This is a genomic window from Terrisporobacter othiniensis, from assembly GCF_000808015.1.
In the GTDB taxonomy this organism is placed as follows: domain Bacteria; phylum Bacillota; class Clostridia; order Peptostreptococcales; family Peptostreptococcaceae; genus Terrisporobacter; species Terrisporobacter muris.
On the sequence record NZ_JWHR01000086.1, the window covers coordinates 1 to 23,050 of the forward strand.

At 27.9% G+C, this 23,050-nt stretch carries 27 protein-coding genes; 2 read left to right on the top strand and 25 right to left on the bottom strand.

Going from position 1 to position 23,050, the window contains the following annotated elements:
• The 21 genes from QX51_RS09290 to spoIIIAA form a co-directional block, all read right to left on the bottom strand.
• Positions 1-1,029, bottom strand: a 1,029-nt coding sequence (locus tag QX51_RS09290) for a CCA tRNA nucleotidyltransferase (protein WP_039679637.1), incomplete at its 3' end; no start/stop codon positions are given.
• An 81-nt stretch (positions 1,030-1,110) separates the two neighbouring features.
• A complete protein-coding gene (gene spo0A / locus QX51_RS09295; RefSeq protein ID WP_039679638.1) occupies positions 1,111-1,938 on the bottom strand; it encodes a sporulation transcription factor Spo0A in 828 nt (275 codons plus the stop codon).
• Between the two features lie 107 nt (positions 1,939-2,045).
• Positions 2,046-3,056, bottom strand: a complete 1,011-nt coding sequence (locus QX51_RS09300; protein WP_039679657.1) for a SpoIVB peptidase S55 domain-containing protein — start codon at positions 3,054-3,056, stop codon at positions 2,046-2,048.
• A gap of 129 nt (positions 3,057-3,185) precedes the next feature.
• Complete coding sequence (gene recN, locus QX51_RS09305) at positions 3,186-4,865, bottom strand: DNA repair protein RecN (RefSeq protein WP_039679639.1); 1,680 nt, start codon at positions 4,863-4,865, stop codon at positions 3,186-3,188.
• A gap of 25 nt (positions 4,866-4,890) precedes the next feature.
• The gene (locus QX51_RS09310) at positions 4,891-5,703 is read right to left on the bottom strand and encodes a TlyA family RNA methyltransferase (RefSeq protein WP_039679640.1); all 813 of its coding nucleotides are present in this window, start codon (positions 5,701-5,703) and stop codon (positions 4,891-4,893) included.
• Positions 5,704-5,719: 16 nt separating this feature from the next.
• Positions 5,720-7,576 carry a 1-deoxy-D-xylulose-5-phosphate synthase gene (gene dxs, locus QX51_RS09315; protein WP_039679641.1) on the bottom strand — a complete coding sequence of 619 codons (1,857 nt, stop codon included), beginning with the start codon at positions 7,574-7,576 and terminating at the stop codon, positions 5,720-5,722.
• Between the two features lie 170 nt (positions 7,577-7,746).
• A complete protein-coding gene (locus QX51_RS09320) occupies positions 7,747-8,184 on the bottom strand; it encodes a divergent PAP2 family protein (protein ID WP_039679642.1) in 438 nt (145 codons plus the stop codon).
• 9 nt (positions 8,185-8,193) lie between these two features.
• On the bottom strand, positions 8,194-9,081 hold the full coding sequence (locus QX51_RS09325) for a polyprenyl synthetase family protein (RefSeq protein ID WP_039679643.1): 888 nt from the start codon (positions 9,079-9,081) through the stop codon (positions 8,194-8,196).
• Complete coding sequence (gene xseB, locus QX51_RS09330) at positions 9,082-9,297, bottom strand: exodeoxyribonuclease VII small subunit (protein WP_039679644.1); 216 nt, start codon at positions 9,295-9,297, stop codon at positions 9,082-9,084.
• Between the two features lie 2 nt (positions 9,298-9,299).
• On the bottom strand, positions 9,300-10,505 hold the full coding sequence (gene xseA, locus QX51_RS09335) for an exodeoxyribonuclease VII large subunit (protein ID WP_039679645.1): 1,206 nt from the start codon (positions 10,503-10,505) through the stop codon (positions 9,300-9,302).
• 10 nt (positions 10,506-10,515) lie between these two features.
• The gene (locus QX51_RS09340; RefSeq protein ID WP_039679646.1) at positions 10,516-11,481 is read right to left on the bottom strand and encodes a Kae1-like domain-containing protein; all 966 of its coding nucleotides are present in this window, start codon (positions 11,479-11,481) and stop codon (positions 10,516-10,518) included.
• Positions 11,462-12,004 (bottom strand): transcription antitermination factor NusB, encoded by a 543-nt coding sequence (nusB, locus tag QX51_RS09345; RefSeq protein ID WP_052232973.1) that lies wholly within the window; start codon positions 12,002-12,004, stop codon positions 11,462-11,464. The genes QX51_RS09340 and nusB overlap by 20 nt, the downstream gene beginning before the upstream one ends.
• Before the next feature lie 81 nt (positions 12,005-12,085).
• Positions 12,086-12,505 carry an Asp23/Gls24 family envelope stress response protein gene (locus QX51_RS09350; protein WP_039679647.1) on the bottom strand — a complete coding sequence of 140 codons (420 nt, stop codon included), beginning with the start codon at positions 12,503-12,505 and terminating at the stop codon, positions 12,086-12,088.
• 151 nt (positions 12,506-12,656) lie between these two features.
• Positions 12,657-13,343, bottom strand: a complete 687-nt coding sequence (locus tag QX51_RS09355) for a SpoIIIAH-like family protein (RefSeq protein ID WP_039679648.1) — start codon at positions 13,341-13,343, stop codon at positions 12,657-12,659.
• A gap of 20 nt (positions 13,344-13,363) precedes the next feature.
• On the bottom strand, positions 13,364-13,918 hold the full coding sequence (locus tag QX51_RS09360) for a SpoIIIAG-related protein (RefSeq protein ID WP_079764694.1): 555 nt from the start codon (positions 13,916-13,918) through the stop codon (positions 13,364-13,366).
• A 16-nt stretch (positions 13,919-13,934) separates the two neighbouring features.
• On the bottom strand, positions 13,935-14,492 hold the full coding sequence (locus QX51_RS09365; RefSeq protein ID WP_039679649.1) for a stage III sporulation protein AF: 558 nt from the start codon (positions 14,490-14,492) through the stop codon (positions 13,935-13,937).
• 18 nt (positions 14,493-14,510) lie between these two features.
• A complete protein-coding gene (gene spoIIIAE / locus QX51_RS09370; protein WP_039679650.1) occupies positions 14,511-15,689 on the bottom strand; it encodes a stage III sporulation protein AE in 1,179 nt (392 codons plus the stop codon).
• A gap of 19 nt (positions 15,690-15,708) precedes the next feature.
• Positions 15,709-16,083, bottom strand: coding sequence for a stage III sporulation protein AD (spoIIIAD, locus tag QX51_RS09375; RefSeq protein ID WP_242842720.1), 375 nt, complete (start codon positions 16,081-16,083; stop codon positions 15,709-15,711).
• A 24-nt stretch (positions 16,084-16,107) separates the two neighbouring features.
• The gene (spoIIIAC, locus tag QX51_RS09380; protein WP_018589775.1) at positions 16,108-16,305 is read right to left on the bottom strand and encodes a stage III sporulation protein AC; all 198 of its coding nucleotides are present in this window, start codon (positions 16,303-16,305) and stop codon (positions 16,108-16,110) included.
• Positions 16,306-16,314: 9 nt separating this feature from the next.
• Positions 16,315-16,863 (bottom strand): stage III sporulation protein AB, encoded by a 549-nt coding sequence (locus tag QX51_RS09385; RefSeq protein WP_079764693.1) that lies wholly within the window; start codon positions 16,861-16,863, stop codon positions 16,315-16,317.
• On the bottom strand, positions 16,826-17,785 hold the full coding sequence (gene spoIIIAA / locus QX51_RS09390; protein WP_039679652.1) for a stage III sporulation protein AA: 960 nt from the start codon (positions 17,783-17,785) through the stop codon (positions 16,826-16,828). Before spoIIIAA ends, QX51_RS09385 begins: the two co-directional genes overlap by 38 nt.
• A gap of 149 nt (positions 17,786-17,934) precedes the next feature.
• Here spoIIIAA and QX51_RS09395 point away from each other — a divergent pair, with 149 nt between their 5' ends.
• Positions 17,935-18,225, top strand: coding sequence for a hypothetical protein (locus tag QX51_RS09395; protein WP_039679653.1), 291 nt, complete (start codon positions 17,935-17,937; stop codon positions 18,223-18,225).
• Positions 18,226-18,730: 505 nt separating this feature from the next.
• On the top strand, positions 18,731-19,486 hold the full coding sequence (yaaA, locus tag QX51_RS09400; protein ID WP_052232974.1) for a peroxide stress protein YaaA: 756 nt from the start codon (positions 18,731-18,733) through the stop codon (positions 19,484-19,486).
• Between the two features lie 49 nt (positions 19,487-19,535).
• On the opposite strand, the gene plsX is transcribed toward yaaA, so the two are convergent.
• From plsX to QX51_RS09420, 4 genes are all read right to left on the bottom strand, one after another.
• Complete coding sequence (plsX, locus tag QX51_RS09405; RefSeq protein ID WP_039679654.1) at positions 19,536-20,567, bottom strand: phosphate acyltransferase PlsX; 1,032 nt, start codon at positions 20,565-20,567, stop codon at positions 19,536-19,538.
• A gap of 154 nt (positions 20,568-20,721) precedes the next feature.
• Positions 20,722-20,898 carry a 50S ribosomal protein L32 gene (gene rpmF / locus QX51_RS09410; protein ID WP_018589781.1) on the bottom strand — a complete coding sequence of 59 codons (177 nt, stop codon included), beginning with the start codon at positions 20,896-20,898 and terminating at the stop codon, positions 20,722-20,724.
• 13 nt (positions 20,899-20,911) lie between these two features.
• Positions 20,912-21,439: a YceD family protein gene (locus tag QX51_RS09415; RefSeq protein WP_039679655.1), complete on the bottom strand. Its 528-nt coding sequence runs from the start codon at positions 21,437-21,439 to the stop codon at positions 20,912-20,914.
• 215 nt (positions 21,440-21,654) lie between these two features.
• Positions 21,655-22,851: an acetate/propionate family kinase gene (locus QX51_RS09420; RefSeq protein ID WP_039679656.1), complete on the bottom strand. Its 1,197-nt coding sequence runs from the start codon at positions 22,849-22,851 to the stop codon at positions 21,655-21,657.
• Positions 22,852-23,050: the final 199 nt, after the last annotated feature.

Below are 23,050 nucleotides of genomic sequence, written 5' to 3' on the forward strand. Positions count from 1 at the left end.
ATATATAATTTTAGCAAAATTTTTTTCATCTTCATAAATAACTCTACTTATATCCAAGTATTCTTCAAATAAACTCTTGTCTATTCTTTTTAATATTTTTTTTACTTTAACCTTATTTAATTCTTTGATATTTATCTCTTTCATTAAAATTAAAATAATGTTATGATTCTTAATTATTTTCTTTGAGTATACTAATTCTTTACAAAAGCTCTTACAATTTATATTTAACTCTTTAATTAAATAATCTAATGCTACCAATCTTTTCACTAATACTTTATCAAATTTATTTAATATACTAATTTTTTTATATAACTCTGCAATTTTGTTTTCATCTTCTTCACTACTTATATTCAAATAATTTAATAATTTTGTTTTAAAAAGATAAATAACATTTTCTGGTTTATTACTAAGTATGATTTTATTAAATTCATCAGTTATTCTCTCTAAGCTAATATTTTTTATTATTTGTGCATTATCGTAAATAGCTAAAAGAGTATTATCCTCTATTTTAAAATTTAATTTACTAGAAAACCTAATAGCTCTAATCATTCTAAGTCCATCTTCATTAAATCTATTATAAGGATTCCCCACTGTTTTAATAATTTTATTTTCAATGTCAATATTACCTCCAAATAAATCTATTAATCCTTCTTTTTCATTATAAGCCATAGCATTTATAGTAAAATCGCGTCTTTTTAAATCTTCCTCTAATTTACTCGTAAAATCAACATTTTCTGGTCTTCTATGATCTTTATATTCACCTTCAATTCTATATGTAGTTATTTCATAAATATCATCATCTATCACTACACTTACCGTTCCATGCTCTATTCCTATGTCTATACATTTAAAGTCTCTAAATATCTCTTTAATGACCTTTGGAGTAGCACTTGTTGTTATGTCATAGTCATTAGGCTCAAAACCTAATATGGAGTCTCTAACACATCCTCCTACTATATATGCTTCATAATTATTTTCATATATTTTATCTATTATATATTTTACTTTTGGAGGTAAATCCACTTTCATATTTGCATCTCCTTCATATGTTGATAGTCAAAAAATTAAGCCCCCTAAATAATTAGAAGGCTTACTGTAATCAATTTAAAATTATTTAACCATGCTGTGTTCTAATCTTAATTTATCTGCAATCATTGCTATAAATTCAGAGTTTGTTGGTTTTCCTTTAGTATTGTGTACTGTATAACCAAATAATTGATTTATTGTATCAACCTTTCCCCTACTCCATGCAACTTCTATTGCATGTCTTATTGCTCTTTCAACCCTACTTGGAGTAGTGTTATATTTTTTTGCAATGCTTGGATATAACTCTTTAGTAACTGCTCCTAAAAGTTCTACATTATCAATAACCATCTTAATAGCTTCTCTTAAATATAAATATCCTTTTATGTGAGCTGGAACACCTATTTCATGGATTATATTTGTTATTTCAGTTTCTATATTTCCTGTATTTTTAACATAATCACTTCTTGTCATTTGTACTTCTTGATTTTGTCTTATTTTTGGCTCTCCACCAACTACTTTATTAGTTACCAATTCTCTAATTCTATTGATGAATATTACAAAATCAAAAGGTTTAACAATATAATAATCTGCTCCCAAATTTATAGCTGTTTGAGTTATTTTATCTTGCCCAACTGCAGATAAAACTATTATTTTTGGTTGTTTTGGAAGATTCATAGAGTTTAATTTTTCTATTACTCCTAAGCCATCTAAGTGTGGCATTATTACATCTAGTACTAATAAATCTGGTTGAGTTTTTTGTACTAACTCAAGAGCCTCAATACCATCTTTAGCTATTCCTAATATTTCTATATCTTCTTCATTAGATAAATATTCTTTTAATAGCTGGCAAAAATCTTTATTATCATCAGCTAATACTATCTTAATCTTTTCGTTCACTAAAATTCCCCCCAATATAAGTTTATCTTATTTTAATTTTTTTAATATGCTTACTCTTTTAGGTTTATTCGACACTGTAAAATTATATTCCTTCTAACAAGTTAAATTATTTTATTATCATTTTACAATTTTAACATTTCATCAATGAAAATACCATATCCTTTTTTAGGATTATGTTTAAATACATAAGTTAAACTGCCAATAAGTTTGTTATTTTGTATAATAGGCGCACCACTCATACCTTTTACAATTCCACCTGTATAGTCAATTAATTTATCATCAACTACTTTTATTAACATATTATTTTCTTCTTTTAGTATTTTTTCTATTTTTATTTCATATGATTCAACATTTCCTTCTTTTGATTGAAAAAGTATATATGCACTTCCAGTTTTTACATCATTCTTTTTCCCAATTTCTATAAGTGGAAGGTTAAAATTGTAATTATAATTATAAAAATTGCCCTTTATACCATTATTCGAATTAATAGAAAACTTTCCAACAGAATTATTATAGTCTATTATAGCCTTAATTTGTCCAACATTTTTTTCATTATTTTTATAAATGTCTATATTTGAAGCATTGTAAATATTTCCCTCTTTAATACTTAGTAATTTATCTGTATCCATATCACAAATACCATGACCTATGGCATAAAATTCATTTGTAATAGGATTATAACATGTTAATGTACCTATACCAGATATTTTGTCTCTTACCCAAAGACCTAGCTTATATCTATCATTTTCCTCTTTAGTTTTAATTTTGCATTTTTTAACTTCATCCTTTCTTTCAAATACAATTTCTACCTCATCTGAACAAAGTTTATTTAAAATATTTGTAATATCTTTACTATTATTAATTTTTTCTCCTTCTATAGATATGATATTATCTCCTATTTTTAGACCTCCAATATACTCTATGTCATCTTCTTCAAATCCTATAACCAAGGTTCCGTCTGTATCAGCCTTAATTCCCACAATATTTCCAAGGGGATACACATATTTCTTACTTGATATATTTTCACCTTGAAAGGTTTCCAAAATATCTTTATCTTTTTGTTTTATTAGTATATTACAAAAAATCAGCAAAGCAAAAAAAATACTTATGATAAATCTATTATTTTTTTTCATACTTAATCCCATATCCTTCTAATAATAATTTCTATATTATAATTCCATTAAATAGTTAAAATATACAAAAAAGAATAGAAAATGATTCTATTCTTTTTATTAACAATATTTAATTATTTTATTATTAGTTTAATGATTCTCTTTTGTTAAATTAACAATTTCTCTAGCATGTTCAATAGTTGTATCAGTTATATTGCTACCAGCAATAAGTCTAGCTATTTCATTTATACTTTCTTCGTCTTTTAACTTTTTAATAGTAGTATAAGTTCTATTTCCATCACTATTTTTTGATATGCAGAAATGTGTATCTGCATTGGCTGCTATTTGAGGTAAATGTGTTATACATAGTATTTGTTTTTTCTTTGCAATATTATGTAATTTATCTCCTACAACTTGAGCTGCAATACCACTTATACCTGCATCTATTTCGTCAAATACTATAGTATCTATTTCATCTATATCTGCAAGTATTGTTTTAAATGCCAGCATGAATCTAGACATTTCTCCTCCTGATGCAACTTTATAAATTGGCTTTAAGTCTTCACCTAAGTTAAATGATATCATAAATTCTACTTCGCTATTTCCATTTTGTGAATAATTAGCTTCAGTGAAATTGACTTTAAAACTAACTCCCTTCATATCTAGGGATTTCAATTCACTCAATATGGCTTTTTGTAAATTTATGGCAGCTTCTTGTCTTACTTTTGTAAGAGATAAAGCCTTTTTACTTAACTCTTCTTCTAGTTCTACTAACTTACTTTTTAGACTTTCTGCCATTTCATCTCTATTTATTATTTCTTCTAATCTAAATGAAATTTTATCCTTATAATTTAAAATATCTTCTATAGTCTCACCATATTTTCTTCTTAAATTATTTATTTCATCTACTCTTACTTCAATTTGTTCAAGTTCATAAGGCTCAAAGTCAATATTTTCTTTATAATTTCTAAGATCTCTGCAAGTATCTTGAAGCTCATACATTATTCTTTCTATAGTTCCACTATACTCACTTAGTGTCTCATCGTATTTACTTATTTCACTTAATTCATTGGATGCCATACCTATTAAATCTACAGCATTAATACTTCCATCATGAAGCTTTTCATAACTTAAGTTAAGATTATTATATATTTTTTCACTATTTCTATAGATTTCTCGTTGCTTTAATAAATCTTCATACTCTTCTTTGCTTAATGCAGCCGCCTCAATCTCATTAATCTGAAATTTTAGTAAATCTATTTCTCTTTGAATTTCTTTTTCATCTTTATTTTCATTTAATGTATTTAGTGCCTTTTTTACTTTGTTATACTCTGCATAAATATTTTTATATTCATCCCTTGGTGATTCTATTATTTTTCCTCCAAATAAATCTAAAAATTTTAAATGAGTATCTTTATTAAACAGGGCTTGATTTTGATGCTGTCCATGTAAATCAATAAATGTTAATGCTATTTCTTTTAATATGGACATTTTAACAGTTCTTCCATTTATTCGGGCTACACTTTTTCCATCTGCATAAATAATCCTAGTTATAATTAATTCGTCGTCTTCTAAATCTATGTCATATTCATTCAATATATTTTGTAAATTACTACTTGGAGATGATACTATAATTTCTGCAATACCTTTTTCAGTACCTTTTCTTAAAAAAGACTTATCATATTTATTTCCTAAACATAGACCAAGAGCCTCTATTATAATAGATTTTCCAGAACCAGTTTCCCCCGTTAGTATATTTAGATTTTCGCCTAAGTTAATTCTACTTTCTTCAACTAAAGCACAATTTTTCATATATAATTCAAGGATCATTTTATGCCCCCTTTATCATTACTTTTTATTTATTTAAGTTATGAGATTCTTCTACAACTTCAACTATTTTTTTATCAAAAGATTCTTTATCAAAAGTAAAGTCATCATTATTATTTCTTAAATGAATTAAGTATTCTATATTACCTTCTGGCCCTTTTATTGGCGAATAATCAAGATTTAAAATTGCAAATCCATTATCTACTGCAAATGTTGATATCATTTCTATAACTTCAATATGGACGTTTTTATCTCTTACTACACCTTTTTTACCAACTTTTCCTTTTCCTGCTTCAAATTGTGGCTTAATTAATGCTACTACTTCACCTTCTCTAGTTAGCAATTCTTTTGCTTTAGGTAAAACAAGTTTCAGAGATATAAATGATACATCTATAGATGCAAAATCTGCAAATTCTTTTGTATCTTCAATTGTTACGTGTCTTATGTTAGTTCTTTCCATACATACAACTCTCTCATCTTGTCTTAATTTCCATGCTAATTGACCATAACCTACATCAATTGAAAATACTTTTATTGCACCATTTTGAAGCATACAATCAGTAAATCCTCCTGTTGATGCTCCTATATCCATACAAACTTTATCTTTAAGAGTTACTCCAAAGTATTTCATTGCTTTTTCAAGCTTTAATCCACCTCTACTTACATAAGGAATTGGATTACCTTTTACTAAAATATTAGCATCTTCTTTAACTTCTGTCCCTGGTTTGTCACATCTTTGATTATCTACAAATACAAGGCCTGCCATTATGGCTTTTTTAGCTCTTTCTCTACTTTCAAAATGTCCTTTGTCTACAAGTAAAATATCTATTCTTTTTTTCATTATACTATCCTTTTAATTATAAATTTTTTATTCTATTTGCTATTTGTTCATCTGATAGGCCTATTGTCTCAAATAGTTCATCCACATTACCATGTTCAACATATCTATCAGGTATACCTATATTTTCCACTTTTACATTATAATTATTATCTATTACAAATTTATTTATTCTACTTCCAAATCCGCCATTTATGACATTATCTTCAATCGTCACAACTTTAGAGTGTTTTTTCAATAATTCATGTAGTAAATCTTCATCCATTGGTTTTAAAAATCTTGCATTTACTATCGTAGGATTGATCTCATCTTTAAGAAGTATTTCTCTTGCATTTAATGCCTTTTTCACCATATTACCAATGGCTAATACTAAAATATTATTTCCTTCCTCTAATACTTCATAGCTTCCTACTTTTATTTTTTCATAAGAGCCTTTATCTATATAATATGAATTACCTCTAGGATATCTTATAGCCACAGGACCATCTATATCTGCAGATAATTCCATCATTAGATCTAATTCTTTTATGTCTTTTGGTGCCATTACTGTCAAGTTTGGCACAATATTTAAATAACTTAAATCAAATACACCATGATGTGTTTCTCCGTCATTTCCAACAAGGCCTGCTCTATCAATTAGAAATGTAACATTCTTTTTAGTTATAGATACATCGTGTATAACTTGATCATATCCTCTTTGTAAGAAAGATGAGTATACTGCAAAATATGGCTTCATACCTTCCTTAGCAAGACCTGCCGCAAATGTTGTTGCATGTTGTTCTGCTATTCCCACATCATAATATCTATATGGATAAGATATACCAAAAGTATTTAGACCTGTTCCCGATGGCATTGCCGCAGTTATTGCCACAATTTTATCGTCTTTATCTGCCATCTCAACTAATTTTTTACCTACATGAGAAGATATACTTTCCTTTGTAGATGCTTTAATTCCTTGTTCTATATTAAACTTAGATACACCATGGTATTTATCTGGTGCATTCTCTGCAAACTCATACCCTTTACCTTTTTCAGTTATAACATGTAATAAAACAGGACCTTTTTTATTTTTAGCCTTATTTAAAATATCTATTAGTTCTTTAATATTGTGACCATCTATTGGTCCATAATATTTAATCCCAAAAGATTCAAATAAGTCACAGTCTTGTGGAGTAAATTTACTTATAATTCCATCCTTCACCTTATCTGCTGTCTTATAAATAAAGTTACCTGCTTTTGTCATAGATAATATTTTTTCTATTTGATCTTTAACTTGATTTGCTTTAGCATTTCTAATAATACTTGATAAATACCTAGACATTCCACCCACATTTTTATCTATAGACATTTCATTGTCATTTAAAATTATTATCATTTTTTTATTTAAATATCCTAGGTGATTAATAGCTTCTAAAGCCATACCTCCTGTTATAGATCCATCTCCTATAACAGATACTACATTAAAATCTTCTCGTTTTATATCCCTTGCACAAGCAATTCCAAGACCTACCGATATAGATGTAGAACTATGTCCCGTATCAAATATATCATGTTCACTTTCATTCTCTTTTGGAAATCCACTTAATCCATTAAGTTGTCTAAGTGTTGCGAATTCATCTTTACGTCCTGTAATAATTTTATGTACATAAGATTGATGTCCCACATCCCATATTAGTTTATCTTTTGGACTATCGAAAACTTTGTGCAATGCCAAAGTCAACTCAACTACTCCTAAATTTGAAGCTAAATGACCTCCAGTTCTTGAAATAGAATTTATTAAAAACTGTCTTATCTCTTCCGCCAATTCTTCCATTTCAGCAGTATTTAATTTTTTTATATCTTCTGGAGAATTTACTTCATTTAAATAATTACACATAATTTTCCTCACCTTTATAATGGTTTAATTTAGTTTTATTTTATATTTAAAAATTACTCATATTAAAAAAGCCTTCCATAGAAGACTTTGATTTTTATAGTTTCCATGTATTTATTATAATTTCCTATAAAGCAAAAAAATTATATCATATAATACATTTTTTTTCAATTTTAAGCCATAAGTACTCCAACCACTATACCCAGGATTGCGCCAAATATAACTTCTTTTGGTGTATGACCTACTAATTCTTTTAAAGTTTCATGTTCAATATGTTTTTTATTTTGTAAATCTTCAACTATTTTATTTAAAATAGCGGCTTGCTTTCCTACTGCTCTTCTTACACCGGAAGCATCATACATTACTATTAATGCAAAAACTACACATACTGCAAATTCAACTGAGTCTAATCCTATGTGTATACCAACTAGCGTTGATAAACTTGTAACAAATGAACTATGTGAACTCGGCATTCCACCCGACATAAATATTCTTGAAAAATCCACTGCTCTTTCTTTTCCTGTAAATATTTTTATAAATTGTGCTAAAAAACAAGCAAATATACTTGTCCATAATATCTGGTTGTTAAATACTTGTGTAAAAAAATCCATGCGGCCTCCTTAACAATCCCTACTAATTATATAGTCTCCTAATTGATTTAAAAAATCTATTTCTGATGATAATCCATCTATGCTAGATTTTCCTTCTTCTATTAACTGTCTCGCTATCTCCCTTGATTTTTCAAGCCCTAGTAATGAAGGATATGTTGATTTGTGATTTTCAATATCACTTCCTATAGGTTTGCCTAATTTTTCTTCATCTCCTGTTATATCTAATATATCATCTACTATTTGGAAAGATAATCCGATGTTTTTCCCATACTTAGTTACTTTTTCCAATTCTTCTTCTGTTGCTCCGCCAATTATGGCACCAGCTCTCATACACCCTACAATCATAGCTGCAGTTTTATTTAAGTGAATAAAATCTAATTTATCTTTGTCTATAATTTTGTTTTCACTTTCCACATCTACAACTTGACCACCAATCATTCCATAAATACCTGCATGTTTTGCAATTTCATTTATAGCCTTCAAATATTTATTTGAGCCTTTTTTATTTATGGATGAAGATAACATTACCTCAAAAGCATAGTTTAATAGAGCATCTCCAGCTAAAGTTGCCATACCATCACCAAATACTTTATGATTTGTAGGCTTACCCCTTCTTAAGTCATCATTATCTAGTGCTGGTAAATCATCATGAATTAAAGAATAAGTATGTATCATCTCTATAGCCATAGCAAAAGGAATTGCATCTTCTTCTTTGCCTCCAACTATTTTACAACTTTCTAAAGTTAATATAGGTCTAAGCCTCTTACCTCCAGCTTTTAAACTGTAGTTCATAGCTTTCATAATAGTTTGTTGATATCCTTCTTCTTTTGGCATATACTCATTTAAAAGTGTTTCTATATAATCAATTTTTTCTTTTAAAACAGTTTTAAATTCCATCTACTCTTCCCCCACATTAAAATCTTCTTCAACGCCCATTTTATTAAATTTACTTATTTTAAGTTCTGCATCTTCTAATAATTTATTGCAATGTTTAAATAATTTTATTCCTTCTTCGTATAAACTTAATGAATCATCTAAACTAGTATTTTTTGACTCTAACTTCATCAAAATATCTTCTAATTTCTCATAAGCTTCTTCATAAGTAAGTTCCATGATCATACCTCTTTACTATTAATTTTATTTATATTACATTCTAAACTACCGTCTTTTAAAGTTATATTTATATCCTCATTTATATCTACCTCTTCTATAGAATTAATAACTTGATTATTCTTTTCAACAATAGAATATCCTCTACTTATTGTAGCAAGAGGACTTAGGTTATGTAGTATAGCCGCTTTTTTTGAAAGCTTTTCTTTAGAAGTTTCTAAATTTTGTTCTAATCTAAAATTTATTTTATCATAAATTTGGTCTATCTGTATAACTTTGTCTCTTATTATATAGTTTTTCATATAATTATTTATTTTATCAAAGGTATTTACCAATTTTTCATTATCTAATATCACTTGATTGTTTAAAGATCTGTTCATTCTATTTCTTATATTATCAAGTCTATAATAAATTTGTGACAAATCTGGTGTGGCTATTTCTGCCGCTGCAGAAGGAGTCGGAGCTCTCATATCAGATACAAAGTCACAAATTGTAAAGTCTGTTTCATGACCCACTGCAGATATTATAGGTATTTTAGATTTAAATACTTCTCTAGCTACTATTTCTTCATTAAAAGACCATAGCTCTTCTAAGGAACCGCCTCCTCTACCTACAATTATGGTATCTACATTCTCCATTTTATTAAAAAATTCAATTCCTTCGCAGATATCCACAGCTGATCTTTCACCTTGAACATTTACAGGATATAGTTTTATATCTACCTTAGGGAACCTTCTTTTAGTAACATTTATAATATCTTTTATAACAGCTCCCGTAGGTGATGTTACAATACCTATAGCTTTTGGCATCTTAGGAATTTCCTTTTTATATTTTGTATCAAATAATCCTTCTTTTTTTAGTTTTTCCTTTAGTTTATTAAACTCAATATATAAATTACCTATACCTTCAATTTCCACTTCATTTATGTAAAGTTGATAAGCTCCATCTCGTTCATATACAGAAATATATCCTGAGGCAATTATTTTAACACCATTATCCAAGTTTAAACTTTTGTCATAGTTACTTCTAAAAATAATACAATTTAATTTTGACTTTTCATCTTTTAATGATAAATAAACATTGCCACTACTATGAACCTTAAAGTTTGAAACCTCTCCCTTTACTCTAAGATTATAAAGAATAGGGTCATTGGTTAATATTCTTTTTATATATGAATTTGCTTCGCTTATATCTAAAGCTCTAAGTTTCATACATCCACTCCTAATAATTCTTCATTTGATTTAATCCTATTATAGCACAACCTACACCATTATCCGTTGCATATTCTCTATCTGTAAAGTAAGCTTTTATCCCTTCTCTTTTTAGTTTTTCACTTAGTTCTTTTTTAATATATTTACTAGCAGATACTCCTCCTCCAAAAAGTACTTCTCTTAAATCATATTTCTCACATATGTAAGTTAAGGATTTATACATGCTTCTTACCAAAGTATCCAAAAGAATTTTGCTAAGATACTCTTTATCATAATCATTAATTATTTTGTTCATTTGATTTTCTATACCTGATAAATTCATATAGCCTTCTCTTACACTTGTCTTAAGACCATTTTGGATTTTTTCTTTGCATCTTAAAGCATTCTCATCTATATATTTTCCACAAGGAAAATTATAATTCAATTTTACTCCTAAGCGATCTACTAGCTGGCCAAAACTAACATCTAAACTTCCACCTACAATTTCTATATTGTAGCTAGCATTTTTCTTTTCTACTAAAAGTATTTCTGTGGTTCCACCAGACATATGAACTGCTAAGAACCTCTCTTTATTTTCTAAATCATTATTAAACAGACTTGATTCTATATGATTTTCTTGATGAGTTGTTTCATAAAAAGGACAGCTATTAGCACTACTTAATAATTTTGCAAAATTATAACCCACAGAAAAAACAGGCATATAAGAATTATCAACTGGTCTTGGCTTAGTTGATGCACATATACCTACAATGTTATAATTTTTTAATTTATTATTTATTACTTGTGACATTTCTCCCATATTATTTACATGTTGAAAAACTGCTTCACTTTGCCTTAGACCTTTATTATCTTTTTTAACTTTTAATATTATTTTTTCATTTAATATTATTTCTTTATTTAAAGTTATAGCTGCTATAGAAGTTGTATAGCAGCTAGTATCAAATCCTAATATGATATTATTGTTCCCTTGTGTCATTAACAACACTTCCTAATATTCCGTTTATAAATTTAGGAGATTTATCGTCACAGTATAACTTTGCTAAATCGATAGCTTCGTTTATTGAAACCTTAACAGGTACTTCTTTGTTCATGTATACAATCTCACAGATTGAAAGTTTTAATATTGCTAAGTCTACTTTTGCTATTCTACTTAGAGACCAATTTAGGGCATGTTTTGTTATTAACTCTTCTATATCATAGCTGTGTACACTTAGTTCATTACAAACTCTTTTCATGTAGTCTATATCTATTGCATTGTTTATATTTACGTTCTCTAAATCAACACAACTTTCATTTGAATATTGTAATAATAGCTCTTCGTATCTATTTATTATGTATTCTTCGTGATTTTTTAAGAATTCTTCAAAATAACTATTTATATCTTGTAAATCACCTTCTAATATATCTATTTGATAAATTAATTTCATTAAATATTCTCTACTCGTTATTTTTCTTGCTTTTTCAATATAACTTATTTTGCTTGCATTGTCGTTTTTCATTCTTAATGAACCTCCTTCAGTCTTATTATTTACCACTTAAGCAATAAAAAACCCTCTGATTTTCAGAGGGCTTTATTTAATTTATTTAGTAGTTTGTCTAGCTTCTTCCTTCTTAGCTTGTTTTGCTAATTTAGCTTCTTCTTTCTTAGCTTGTTTTGCTAATTCTTTTTCTTCTCTTTCTTTTTTGAAGCTAATTTCTTGAACTTGTATATTTACTTGAGAAACTTCTAAACCAGTCATTGTTTCAACTGTATTTTTAACATTTTCTTGTACCTTAGATGATACATCTGGTATTGACATACCATATTCAACTGTTATAACCACATCTAAAGTAACTTTACCGTCTTCTATTTGGATTTTTACACCGTTGTTTTTAAGTAATTTATCTGTTAATGAAGTTATTGTCTCCACACCTTCTACTTCTAAAGCAGCTAATCCAGCTATTGTAACTATAACATCATTCGAAATTTTAACTTGCCCTAAATTATTGTTATTTTCCATGAGATTGTTACCCCCTGTATTAAGGTTTTTATAATTATATATTATCATAGCAAATTATAGTAAGTTTTGCAAGAAAATACCTCAGTATTTTCTGAGGTTTTAATGATTATCTATTATTATAACCTAAAAGTACTAATTTTAAATCAAATAATTAGTTTTGACTATAACTATTCATTAATTTAATTTGATCGTAAGCTACTCCAGATTGTTCTGCAACTAAATCGAATATTCTTGCTGCTTCACTCTTAGATAAATCTTGCTTGTTAACTACAACATTTACATTATCTTCCCCTATGTATACTAAAGCATTTTCAAACCCTTTAGCACTCAATAAATTTTCTATTTTTAATTCAGTTTCTTGATACTTAACAAGTTTAAGTTTCATATTAGATGCTTCTTCTCTTGATTTATCTGTAGTAGAAGGATTATTTATTATTTCATTTAACTCTTCTGATAAATCATTTCTTTGTTTCTCTCTTGTCATTTTCATATCAAGAATATATGTAGACTTGCTCATGTTTTCCTTTGAAGTTAGTTGCTCCTCAATTTCCTTACTTGTTTCTACTGCCTTTTCTTTAACAGCGTCATTTTCACTATCTTTACTATCTACAATAGTTATTTCTGCTGTTTCCTTACTATCTTCTGCGTCCTTATCACTATTTTGTGTTTTTGATTTATCTGTATTTTTATCTTGTTGAGCCTCTTCATAAGCCTCAAATTCTTTAGATACAGTAAGCGCTGATTGTTTACTTAACTGATAATTTACTACTCCAACAGCTATTAACATAGCTGATAATACTCCTACAAGAAAGCCCCTACTTTTAAAATTAAATTTCATCTTTTATCCTCCACCCCTTATTATTTGGCATATATCTCTACTTGATGACCTGATATTTGTAGAGATGTTTTAACTGCATCATATAGTAACTCTTTCACAGCTTGATCATTAGCTCCACTTGCTACTACTATTACACCTTTAATTTCTGCTTCTGATGTTTTCAAAATAACCGGTTCGTTTGAATTTGATGTAATCATTGTTTTATTTTCTGTTGAACTTGTAGTTGTTCTTTCCCCTCCAGAAGAATCTTGCTCTTTAGTAGTTTCTGTTGTTGTATTAGAATTATATGCTGGAACAACTTCTTCACTAGACTGGAATGTAATCATAACATCTACATCTCCAGCTCCATTAATTTTACTTAGTATTTGTGTCAATTTACTTTCCAAGTCTTTCTGTTCTTTTTCACTTGCAGATGTTTTAACTTCCGGGTCTGTACTCACATTTGCTTCCTCTTTTTTTCCATCTGGCATTACTGATATGACTATAAGAGCTAATACACAAATTACCGCTAAAAAAATTAATGGTTTCAATTTTTTCTTTTCCGTATCATTGAACATTTCGTTAATTTTTTTCAACCTACTCCAACTCCTCTTAATCAATTTCTATATCCTCTATGGATATATCTAGTACCTTTATCAAGTCTTCTTTTAGTTTGCTTTCTTTTAAGTTCAGCTCACTTTTACTTCTAAAAACTTCTTCTTCTTGCATGTCATTAGATTGTATGTCCTCATTATTGTCATTATTACTGTTTTTTTCTTTTATTTTTATAGTTTCAATTTCTGACCCGTTTATTGTTAAATCTTCTAATTCATATCCATACTCATCAAGTTTAAGCTGTAATACACTTTTTAATCCATCTTCATATCCTTTGCTTAAATTTTCATTATTTGTTTTTCCTGCTAAATCATTATAACTATCTACATACATCATTGAGTAATCGCTCATTTTTTTTAGGATGGTATCTTCCAATGACATATTATTTGAGAAAAAACTTACCAAAGGGCTTATTATCATAAATACAAAGATAAAATTGCAGACCAAGTTAATATATGGCTTTACTTTAGTATTTGGCAAAATCATATCTACCATATTTATAATAAATGCCCCTACTATTATTGATATTAACCATTCTTTTATACCGGCTATAATAAATCCCTCCCTTTTATCTTAAGTCGCTACTGCACTTATAGACGTTAATATAGCTATAGTTACGAAAAACATTATTGTAACGGCAATAATTGTAGCTAAAATAATTATCATTAAATTTGCTACGTCATTTAAAAAAGAAGAGATATTATCTTCTCCAATAGGCTCTATAGCTATGGCACATACTTTATATACAAGTATCACTGACAGTATTTTTATTACTGGTATTAAACATATTCCTACTAAAATCACTAGTCCTACTCCACCAAATACATTTTTTATAAGTTGAGAAGATGAGAGCAATATATCAACAGAGTCTGATACAAAACCTCCAACTACTGGAATAAAGTTTCCAACAGCAAACTTTGCTGTCTTTACTGTAAATTTATCAAATGATGTAACGTATAAACCTTGTATGGATACTAGCCCAAGGTACAAAGTGAATACAGCCCCTAAAGTTACTATGTTTATCTGTTTAATAAAAGCTGACAACCTATTTAATTTAATATTATTAGTTACGTTGTTTATTACTAATATGGCAAATGCTAAAGATATGGCTACAAATACAAATTTTTTAAATACAATATTTATAACTGCAATACCTCCAATAAAAATTGGATTTAGAGCTGTAGATGTGATTGGAAATCCTACTAAAACTAAAAGTGAAATCATTATTGGTATAATTACATTAACTAGTCCTATAACATTTTCTATAGTTGCATAACATAAGGCTAATATATCTTTAAAACTAATAAGAGTTAATGTTACTACGGTTATAAAAACTATGTAATTTGTCACTGTACTTATACTTGATGATGAAAAAGAGTTTTCTAAACTTTTTATTATGGATGATAGTAGTGCTAAAACTAAAATACTGGCTGCAATTTTAATACTAGTTTTTAATTCTGAAAAAATCGTTACTTTTATTTTATCTTTATCAAATAAATCTAATATGTTTGCTTTTCCACTTATTAAATCTTTTATGTATGTTGTTAAATTCGTATCTTTTACTACATTGTCATCTTTTACGTATTTTTCAATTTCATCTATGTTTATTTTACTTAACTGATTATCTATATATAGATCTATGCTATTTTTAGTATCCTCATATTCTTCATCATTGTTCTTGTCCTGAGCAAATGATACCGATATACAAGAGAATAAAATAATTAAAACAAGACCTAAAACTTTGTTTTTCATAATAAATCATTCTCCTAATTTAAATTAAATTTATTATGGTATCTACAATGGATAAAAGTATAGGGAATGACATTGTCATAATGATTATTTTTCCCCCAAACTCCAACTTCGTCGCAATGTTTTTTTCACCACAATCGTTACAAAGAGAAACAGCAAATTCTATAATATAACAAATACCAATCAACTTAATTATCAAATTTATGTACATAGCTGGAATATTCACCTTATCGGCTAAGGACTGTATTCCTTCTACTATAAAACTAAGCTTCATAACAACGGATAATAATATTATTATTCCAGCTGTTATGGCTACAAAATTTGCCATTTCTGGTCTATCTTTTCTTATAACTAAGCAAAGTATGGTGGAAACCATTGCAATCCCAACTAACTGCATTACTTCCAAAGTACCTCCTCCTCTTTAGTAAAGTTGAAACATTGTTCTAACTGTATTAAATAAATCACTAATTTCTGTTATTACTAGTCCTAAAACAATTACTACTCCCACAAGAGTTGTAAGTGTTGCCCAGTCCTTTCTATCAACCTTTTCTAAGATCATATTTAAGACTGATATTAAGATACCAATTCCTGCAACTTTTAATATCAATGCTATTTCCATATTAACCTCCTAAATTAAAATTATTCCTATACAAATGCCTATAAACGTTATTAATTTTTTATAAAGTGATCCCTTTTTAAAAATTTCTTCTTTACTATCACTTGTAAGTTTTTTTAGATTTTCGCAAGTTAAATCTATTAATCTTTGCTGTGACTCTATATCACTTTGTCCCAAAGTTAAAAACATTTTTTTTAACTCTTCAATTTCCTTGTTTTGTAAGTTCGTCTCCTTCTTTAGTTTTATAATGTTTTTATTTAACATTTCTTCTAAAGTTCTTCCATCTTCTTTGCTTAAATCCTCTTGCATATCCTTACAAAAATTACAAAGACAATAATCTTTTTTTAAAGAAGCTCTATAAAAAATTTCTTCTAGTGTGTATAATCCAAAAGCTAAATCCATTCTGATTATTTCCAATATCCTAATAACTTCATTTAATTCCTTATGTCTTTTAATAAATGATTTATGTATAATATCGCCTATTAAATAACTAGATCCAATTAAAATTCCTATGAAAAATATTTTAATTTGCAAAGTACCATCTCTTTTCTTGTAAATCATATATTTTTTCTACTGTACCTGGTCCCCTTTTTGCAGAAAGTAAAATAACCTTTTTAAACAATTCTTCATCTAATAGATTATTTAACTCTTTTCTGTTTCTTATATCTTCAATGGAATCACCATGAACTGTTGTTATAAGCCCCACACCTCCATTTAAAGCCGTATATAAAGCTTTTATATCTTTTCCCGTACCTATTTCATCCGTTACTATTACATTTGGTGACATGGATCTTAAAACCATCATTATTCCTACATCTTTTGGGCACGTTTCTATAATGTCTGTCCTAATTCCCACATCCATTTGAGGTATTCCCAAATAAGAACCTGCTATTTCATTCCTTTCATCTATTAACGCAACATTTACGCCCCTAAAATTATATTTCTCAGTTCCATTACTTAAATTCCTTACTATGTCTCTTAAAAGAGTTGTCTTACCACACTGAGGTGGAGAAATTATTATGGTATTATTTATCTTTGTAGAACTCTTAATAATATGGTCCATTACTTTATCAGAACAGTTTTTAACTTCCTTGGATATTCTTATATTTAAAGAAGATATATGTTTTATATTTTCAACATTTCCATTTTCCACTATGGTTTTTCCAACTATCCCTACTCTATGTCCTCCTCTTAAAGTTATAAATCCCTTTTTTATGTCATCCATAAATGAGTGAATAGAGTATTTACATATAATTTGAAAAGTTTGGTCTAAATCCTCTTTGGTTACTATATAAGCCTTGTCCATATTTCTGTCTAGTTTTTTAGCTTTTTCATTGTAAAAATAATCTTTCTGATTTCCGTTAATTATCAAAGGTTTGTTGATTCTAAGTCTTATCTCTTCAATATTCTCTCCCTGAATTGTTTTAATCTTGTCCCTTAAATTAAGAGATAATGAATTAATAATCTCATCAGATATTTTCATCCCTTGTCCTCCTCTCTTGTTTATAATATTTATATTTATTAAATGTATTAAATATTACTTTTAGAACAACTTTTATGCTCTTGAATCTGTTGACATTCTTAGAGGCTATGATAGTATTTAATAATAATAAATGAAATTAAGGAGGTAAAATGATTTATTTAGCATTAAAATATAGTATTTTTATAACTTTATTAATTGCTGGAGTTTTTCTTTGTTTTGGATATATTTATAGTTTCATAGAGAAAAGAAATAGCTCATATATATACTCAGCTTTTGGAAATAAAGGGATTTTATTTACTGGTATGATTGGTACTTCAGTCCATGAGATCGGACATTTAATTATGTGTTTAATATTTCATCATAAAGTAAGTGATTTTCAATTATTTAATTTTAAAGGATATAAATACGAAAAGTATAGTTTTTTTATTATTATCTCTTAGTAAAAACTTATTGTTTTCTCTTTTAAGTATTAATAATTTGAGTAGTATTAATTTTTATATCTTTATTTACTTAATGTTTTCTGTATCATCGCATATTTCGTTAAGCAAAAAGGATTTTGAAAATAGTAGGGTTGGTATATTATCCTTATTTATAATCTGCTTTGCCATATGTTTATTTAGCATTCTTTTAAATTTAAATAACTTATTATTAATTCTCCTGAAAATGATTATATATTTAATGCTTTTTTTATCAATAGGATTGATATTTTCTCTTATTTCACTTTTTATATCTTATATTATTTACAATATAAAAAAGTAATAGTTTACATCAGTCCTTTTCCTCATATTATTTCACCTGCAGTTTTTTCATAATATGGAAAACAGCTATATGATAAATTAATTTATTTTATATTTAAAATGATTTTCTTCTCCTTATTATGATATAATCGTGAATAAATTAATATAAAAACTCAAATTAAATTCAAATTATTAGGAGGTAAAAAGTTTGATATCAATTATTTCACCTGCCAAAAACATGAGAAATATTAAAATTAATAATATAAATCCTAAAACTTTAGGAACAAATAGATATTTCACAGAGGAAACAAAGGAAATAATACAAGTATTAAAATCCTTAAGCCCATACGATATTCAATCCTTAATGAAAGTTAATGAAAAAATAGCATTTCAATCCTATGCATATTTTCAGGATTTTAACTTCAGAGAAGAAGGCGTATGTGGTCTTTTAGCTTATGATGGTTTAGTTTTTAAAAATATAAAAGCCGAAGATTTTACTAAAGAAGATTTTGAATTTGCTAATAATAAGGTGAAAATCTTAGATGCATTTTATGGTATAGTAAACCCTTTAGATGAAGTTTTACCTTATAGGTTAGAGATGCAATATCCTATAAAGGTTAACGATAAAAATCTTTATAAATTTTGGAATGATAAAATATATAATAAATTATATGGTGAAGATAAAGTCATTGTTAATTTAGCTTCTGAAGAATATGCAAAGGTCGTAAGGAGATTTTTAAGAGAAGACGACATATTTATCGATATAGATTTTAAAGTTCATAAAAATGGAAAATTAAAAACTTTAGCAACATTAGCTAAAATGGCTAGAGGACAAATGATAAAATATATAGTTAAAAATAAAATAAATAATCCTGAAGATTTAAAAAACTTCACCTTTGATAATTATAAATTTTCTCATAGTTTATCAACGAGTCAAAAATTTGTTTTCATAAAAGAAGATTAAGAACAATTTTATAATAAAAAACCTTCCAAATTAAATGGAAGGTTTTTTATTAGTTTTCTTCTTTATTTTCTTTAGCTTTTTCAGCTTCTTTTTTTTCTAGTAAATATGATTCTATATCTTCTACTACATTGCCATTCACAAAGCTTATGGCTTGATTTATGGCATTTTTTATAGCTTTTGAATCTGAACTTCCGTGAGCTTTTATTACTCCACCTTTCACTCCTAAGAATGGAGCTCCACCGTATTCAGAGTAATCTAGGAATGCTTTTAATTTTCTCATGTCTTCTTTTATTAATAAAGCTCCTAGTTTGCCTTTTGTGCTACTCATTAAAGTTTCCTTCATAAGCTTCATCATTCCCATTGCCACACCTTCACAAGTTTTTAGCATTATGTTGCCTGTGAAACCATCACAAACTATTACATCAGCCTTAGATTCTATAACATCTCTACCTTCTACGTTTCCTATAAAGTTTAAATCCATGTTCTTTAATTCTTCATAAGCAGCTTTTACTAACTCATTTCCTTTTCCTTCTTCTGACCCTATATTAGCAAGACCTATTCTTGGATTTTCCATGTTTAAAACTTTTTTAAGATATATATTTGCCATCACAGCAAACTCGCTTAAGTTTCTAGGCTTACAATCTGCATTAGCACCACTATCTGCTATTATAGTCATACTTCCTTTTATATTGGGCATACAAGGACAAAGACAAGGTCTATCTATTCCTTTTATTCTTCCAACTACTAAAGTAGCCCCCGTAAGTAAAGCTCCTGTACTACCTGCTGATACAATGGCATCAGCTTTCTTTTCTTTTACTAAGTTTAAACCTACAACCATAGATGAATCTTTTTTTCTTCTTATTGCTTGAACTGGTTTGTCTTCATTTTGTATGATTTCTGTGGTATGTACTATTTCTAGTTTACTTCTATCGAATTCATATGCTGAAAATTCTTTTTCAAGTATATCTTTATCTCCTGTGATTAATATTTCCACATTGTATTCTTTTATAGCTTCAACAACTCCACTTACTATAGCTTTAGGAGCATTATCTCCACCCATTCCATCTACTACTATTCTCATAATTACCTCCTTGCATATTTATGTATAAATTTATATATAACTACAAAATATTATTAGTATTTTACAGTAATGATTTCATCTTTTCAACTCTTATTTATTTTTATATTTTAACAAAAAAACATGTAGATTACTCTACATGTTTTTAAAAATATCATTATTCAGATACTATTTCTTTACCTTTGTAATGTCCACAATCTGGACAAACTCTATGTGGTAATTTTGGTTCATGACATTGTGGACACTCTACGAATCCTGTTGCTGTCATTTTTGAGTTAGCCGCTCTTCTCATTTTAGTTTTTGATTTAGCTGTTTTACGCTTAGGTACTGCCATTTAAGCCACCTCCTTAGTCATTTTTAAATAAATCTTTTAATTTAGCAAAACGTGGATCTATATCATCCTCGTCATTGGCAATTTGGCTACATGCACAAGTTTCCCTATTTAGGTTAGCTCCACAGTTTTGACAAAGCCCTTCACAGTCTTCCCCACAAAGAGATTGTACTGGTAAGTTAAAAATCAATGTCTGTCCTATTATGTCAAGTAAATCTACCTCATCACCGTCAATAATAAAAGCATCATAATCTTCAAACTCATCTTCGTCAAAATCTTCTTTCACTAAGAAACCTTCTATAGCATATTCTATTGGTACTTTAACTTCATCTAAACATCTAGCACAATTATCTACCATTTCGAAACTTATATTAGCATCTAAATAATATCCTTTGTTAGTTCTAGATATTTTACCTATAAGGTTTAACGGTGAAGCTATTTTATATGTGTTCTCACAATAATTAATAGTATCAATTTTTTGCGAAAAATTCAAGTCTATTTTATCAGTTTCTTTTCTATTTAACTTGTCTAGACTAATTATCATACTTTCACCTCGTTATATTACCAAATTCATTATACAAATCTAGTCAATGTTTGTCAAGTATTTTTACTTGATAGTTAAAAATAAGGTTTTGATACTTTATTTGTAAATAAACTTAAAATAAGTTATTAAAATCATTTTAAGGTAGGTCTAAGCCTACCTTAAAACTTTAAATATATTATTCACAATAAAAATATTTTAATAAATAAATTTTTTAATTATTTAACTAAAGCTACAGTATCTCTAGCTATCATTAATTCTTCGTTAGTTGGTATTAATAATATTTTAACTGCAGAATCTTCTGTAGATATTACTCTTTCTTTACCTCTAACTTTATTAGCTTCTTTATCTAATTTCATTCCTAAGAATTCCATGTTTGAAGCTATCATCTCTCTCATGTCTATTCCGTTTTCACCAACACCAGCAGTAAATACAACAGCATCTACACCGTTCATTTCAGCAGCATAAGATCCTATATATTTTTTAACTCTTTGAGCATAAGCATCTAAAGCAACTTGAGCTTTTTCGTCTCCGTTATGAGCTGCATCTTCTATATCTCTGAAGTCAGAAGATATGCCAGTCATTCCATATACTCCTGATTGCTTATTCATCATTGCATCTATTTGGTCTGCATTTAAGTTTTCTTTTCTCATTAAGAATGGTAATATAGCAGCATCTATATCTCCACATCTAGTTCCCATTATTAAACCTTCTAATGGAGTGAATCCCATAGAAGTATCTACACATTTACCACCATCAACAGCAGCTATAGAAGCTCCGTTTCCTAAGTGGCAAGTTATTATTTTAAGATCTTTTATATCTTTTCCTAACATTTCTGCAGCTCTTTGAGATACATATTTGTGAGAAGTTCCGTGGAATCCGTATCTTCTTACACCGTATTTAGTGTATAACTCATGTGGTAAACCATATAAGTAAGATTTTTTAGGCATTGTTTGATGGAAAGCAGTATCAAATACTCCTACCATTGGTACTCCTGGAAGTATAGCTTTACAAGCATCTATTCCCATTATGTTAGCTGGGTTGTGAAGTGGAGCTAAGTCTATACATTCTTTTAATGCAGCTTCTACTTCGTCAGTTATTACAACTGAAGTTGCAAATTTTTCACCTGCATGAACAACTCTGTGTCCTACTGCTTCAACTTCTTTAATGTCTTTTACACCACCGTAAGTTGGGTCAACCACAGCATCTAAAACTAATTTTATAGCTTCTTCATGGTTTTTCATTGGTTGTTCAACTATGTATTTACCTTCAACACCATCTTTTTCTTGCTTAAGTATAGAACCTTCTATACCTATTCTTTCTACTAATCCTACACATAATACTGCTTCATTTTCCATATCTATTAATTGATATTTTAATGAAGAACTACCACAGTTTAATACTAATACTTTCATTATTAGCAATCCTCCTTAAAAATTTAAAAATTTTCCTTAAATTAATATTCAAAATGACTATTTAACTTTACATTGTCAATCATAATAAATATAACACCTTTTTAATTAAAAGTACATACTATTTATAAAAATATCCTTTATGTAATATTTAAATATTACGACTTAGCTCTTTTATCTTCATGTTTATTTGGTATAATAA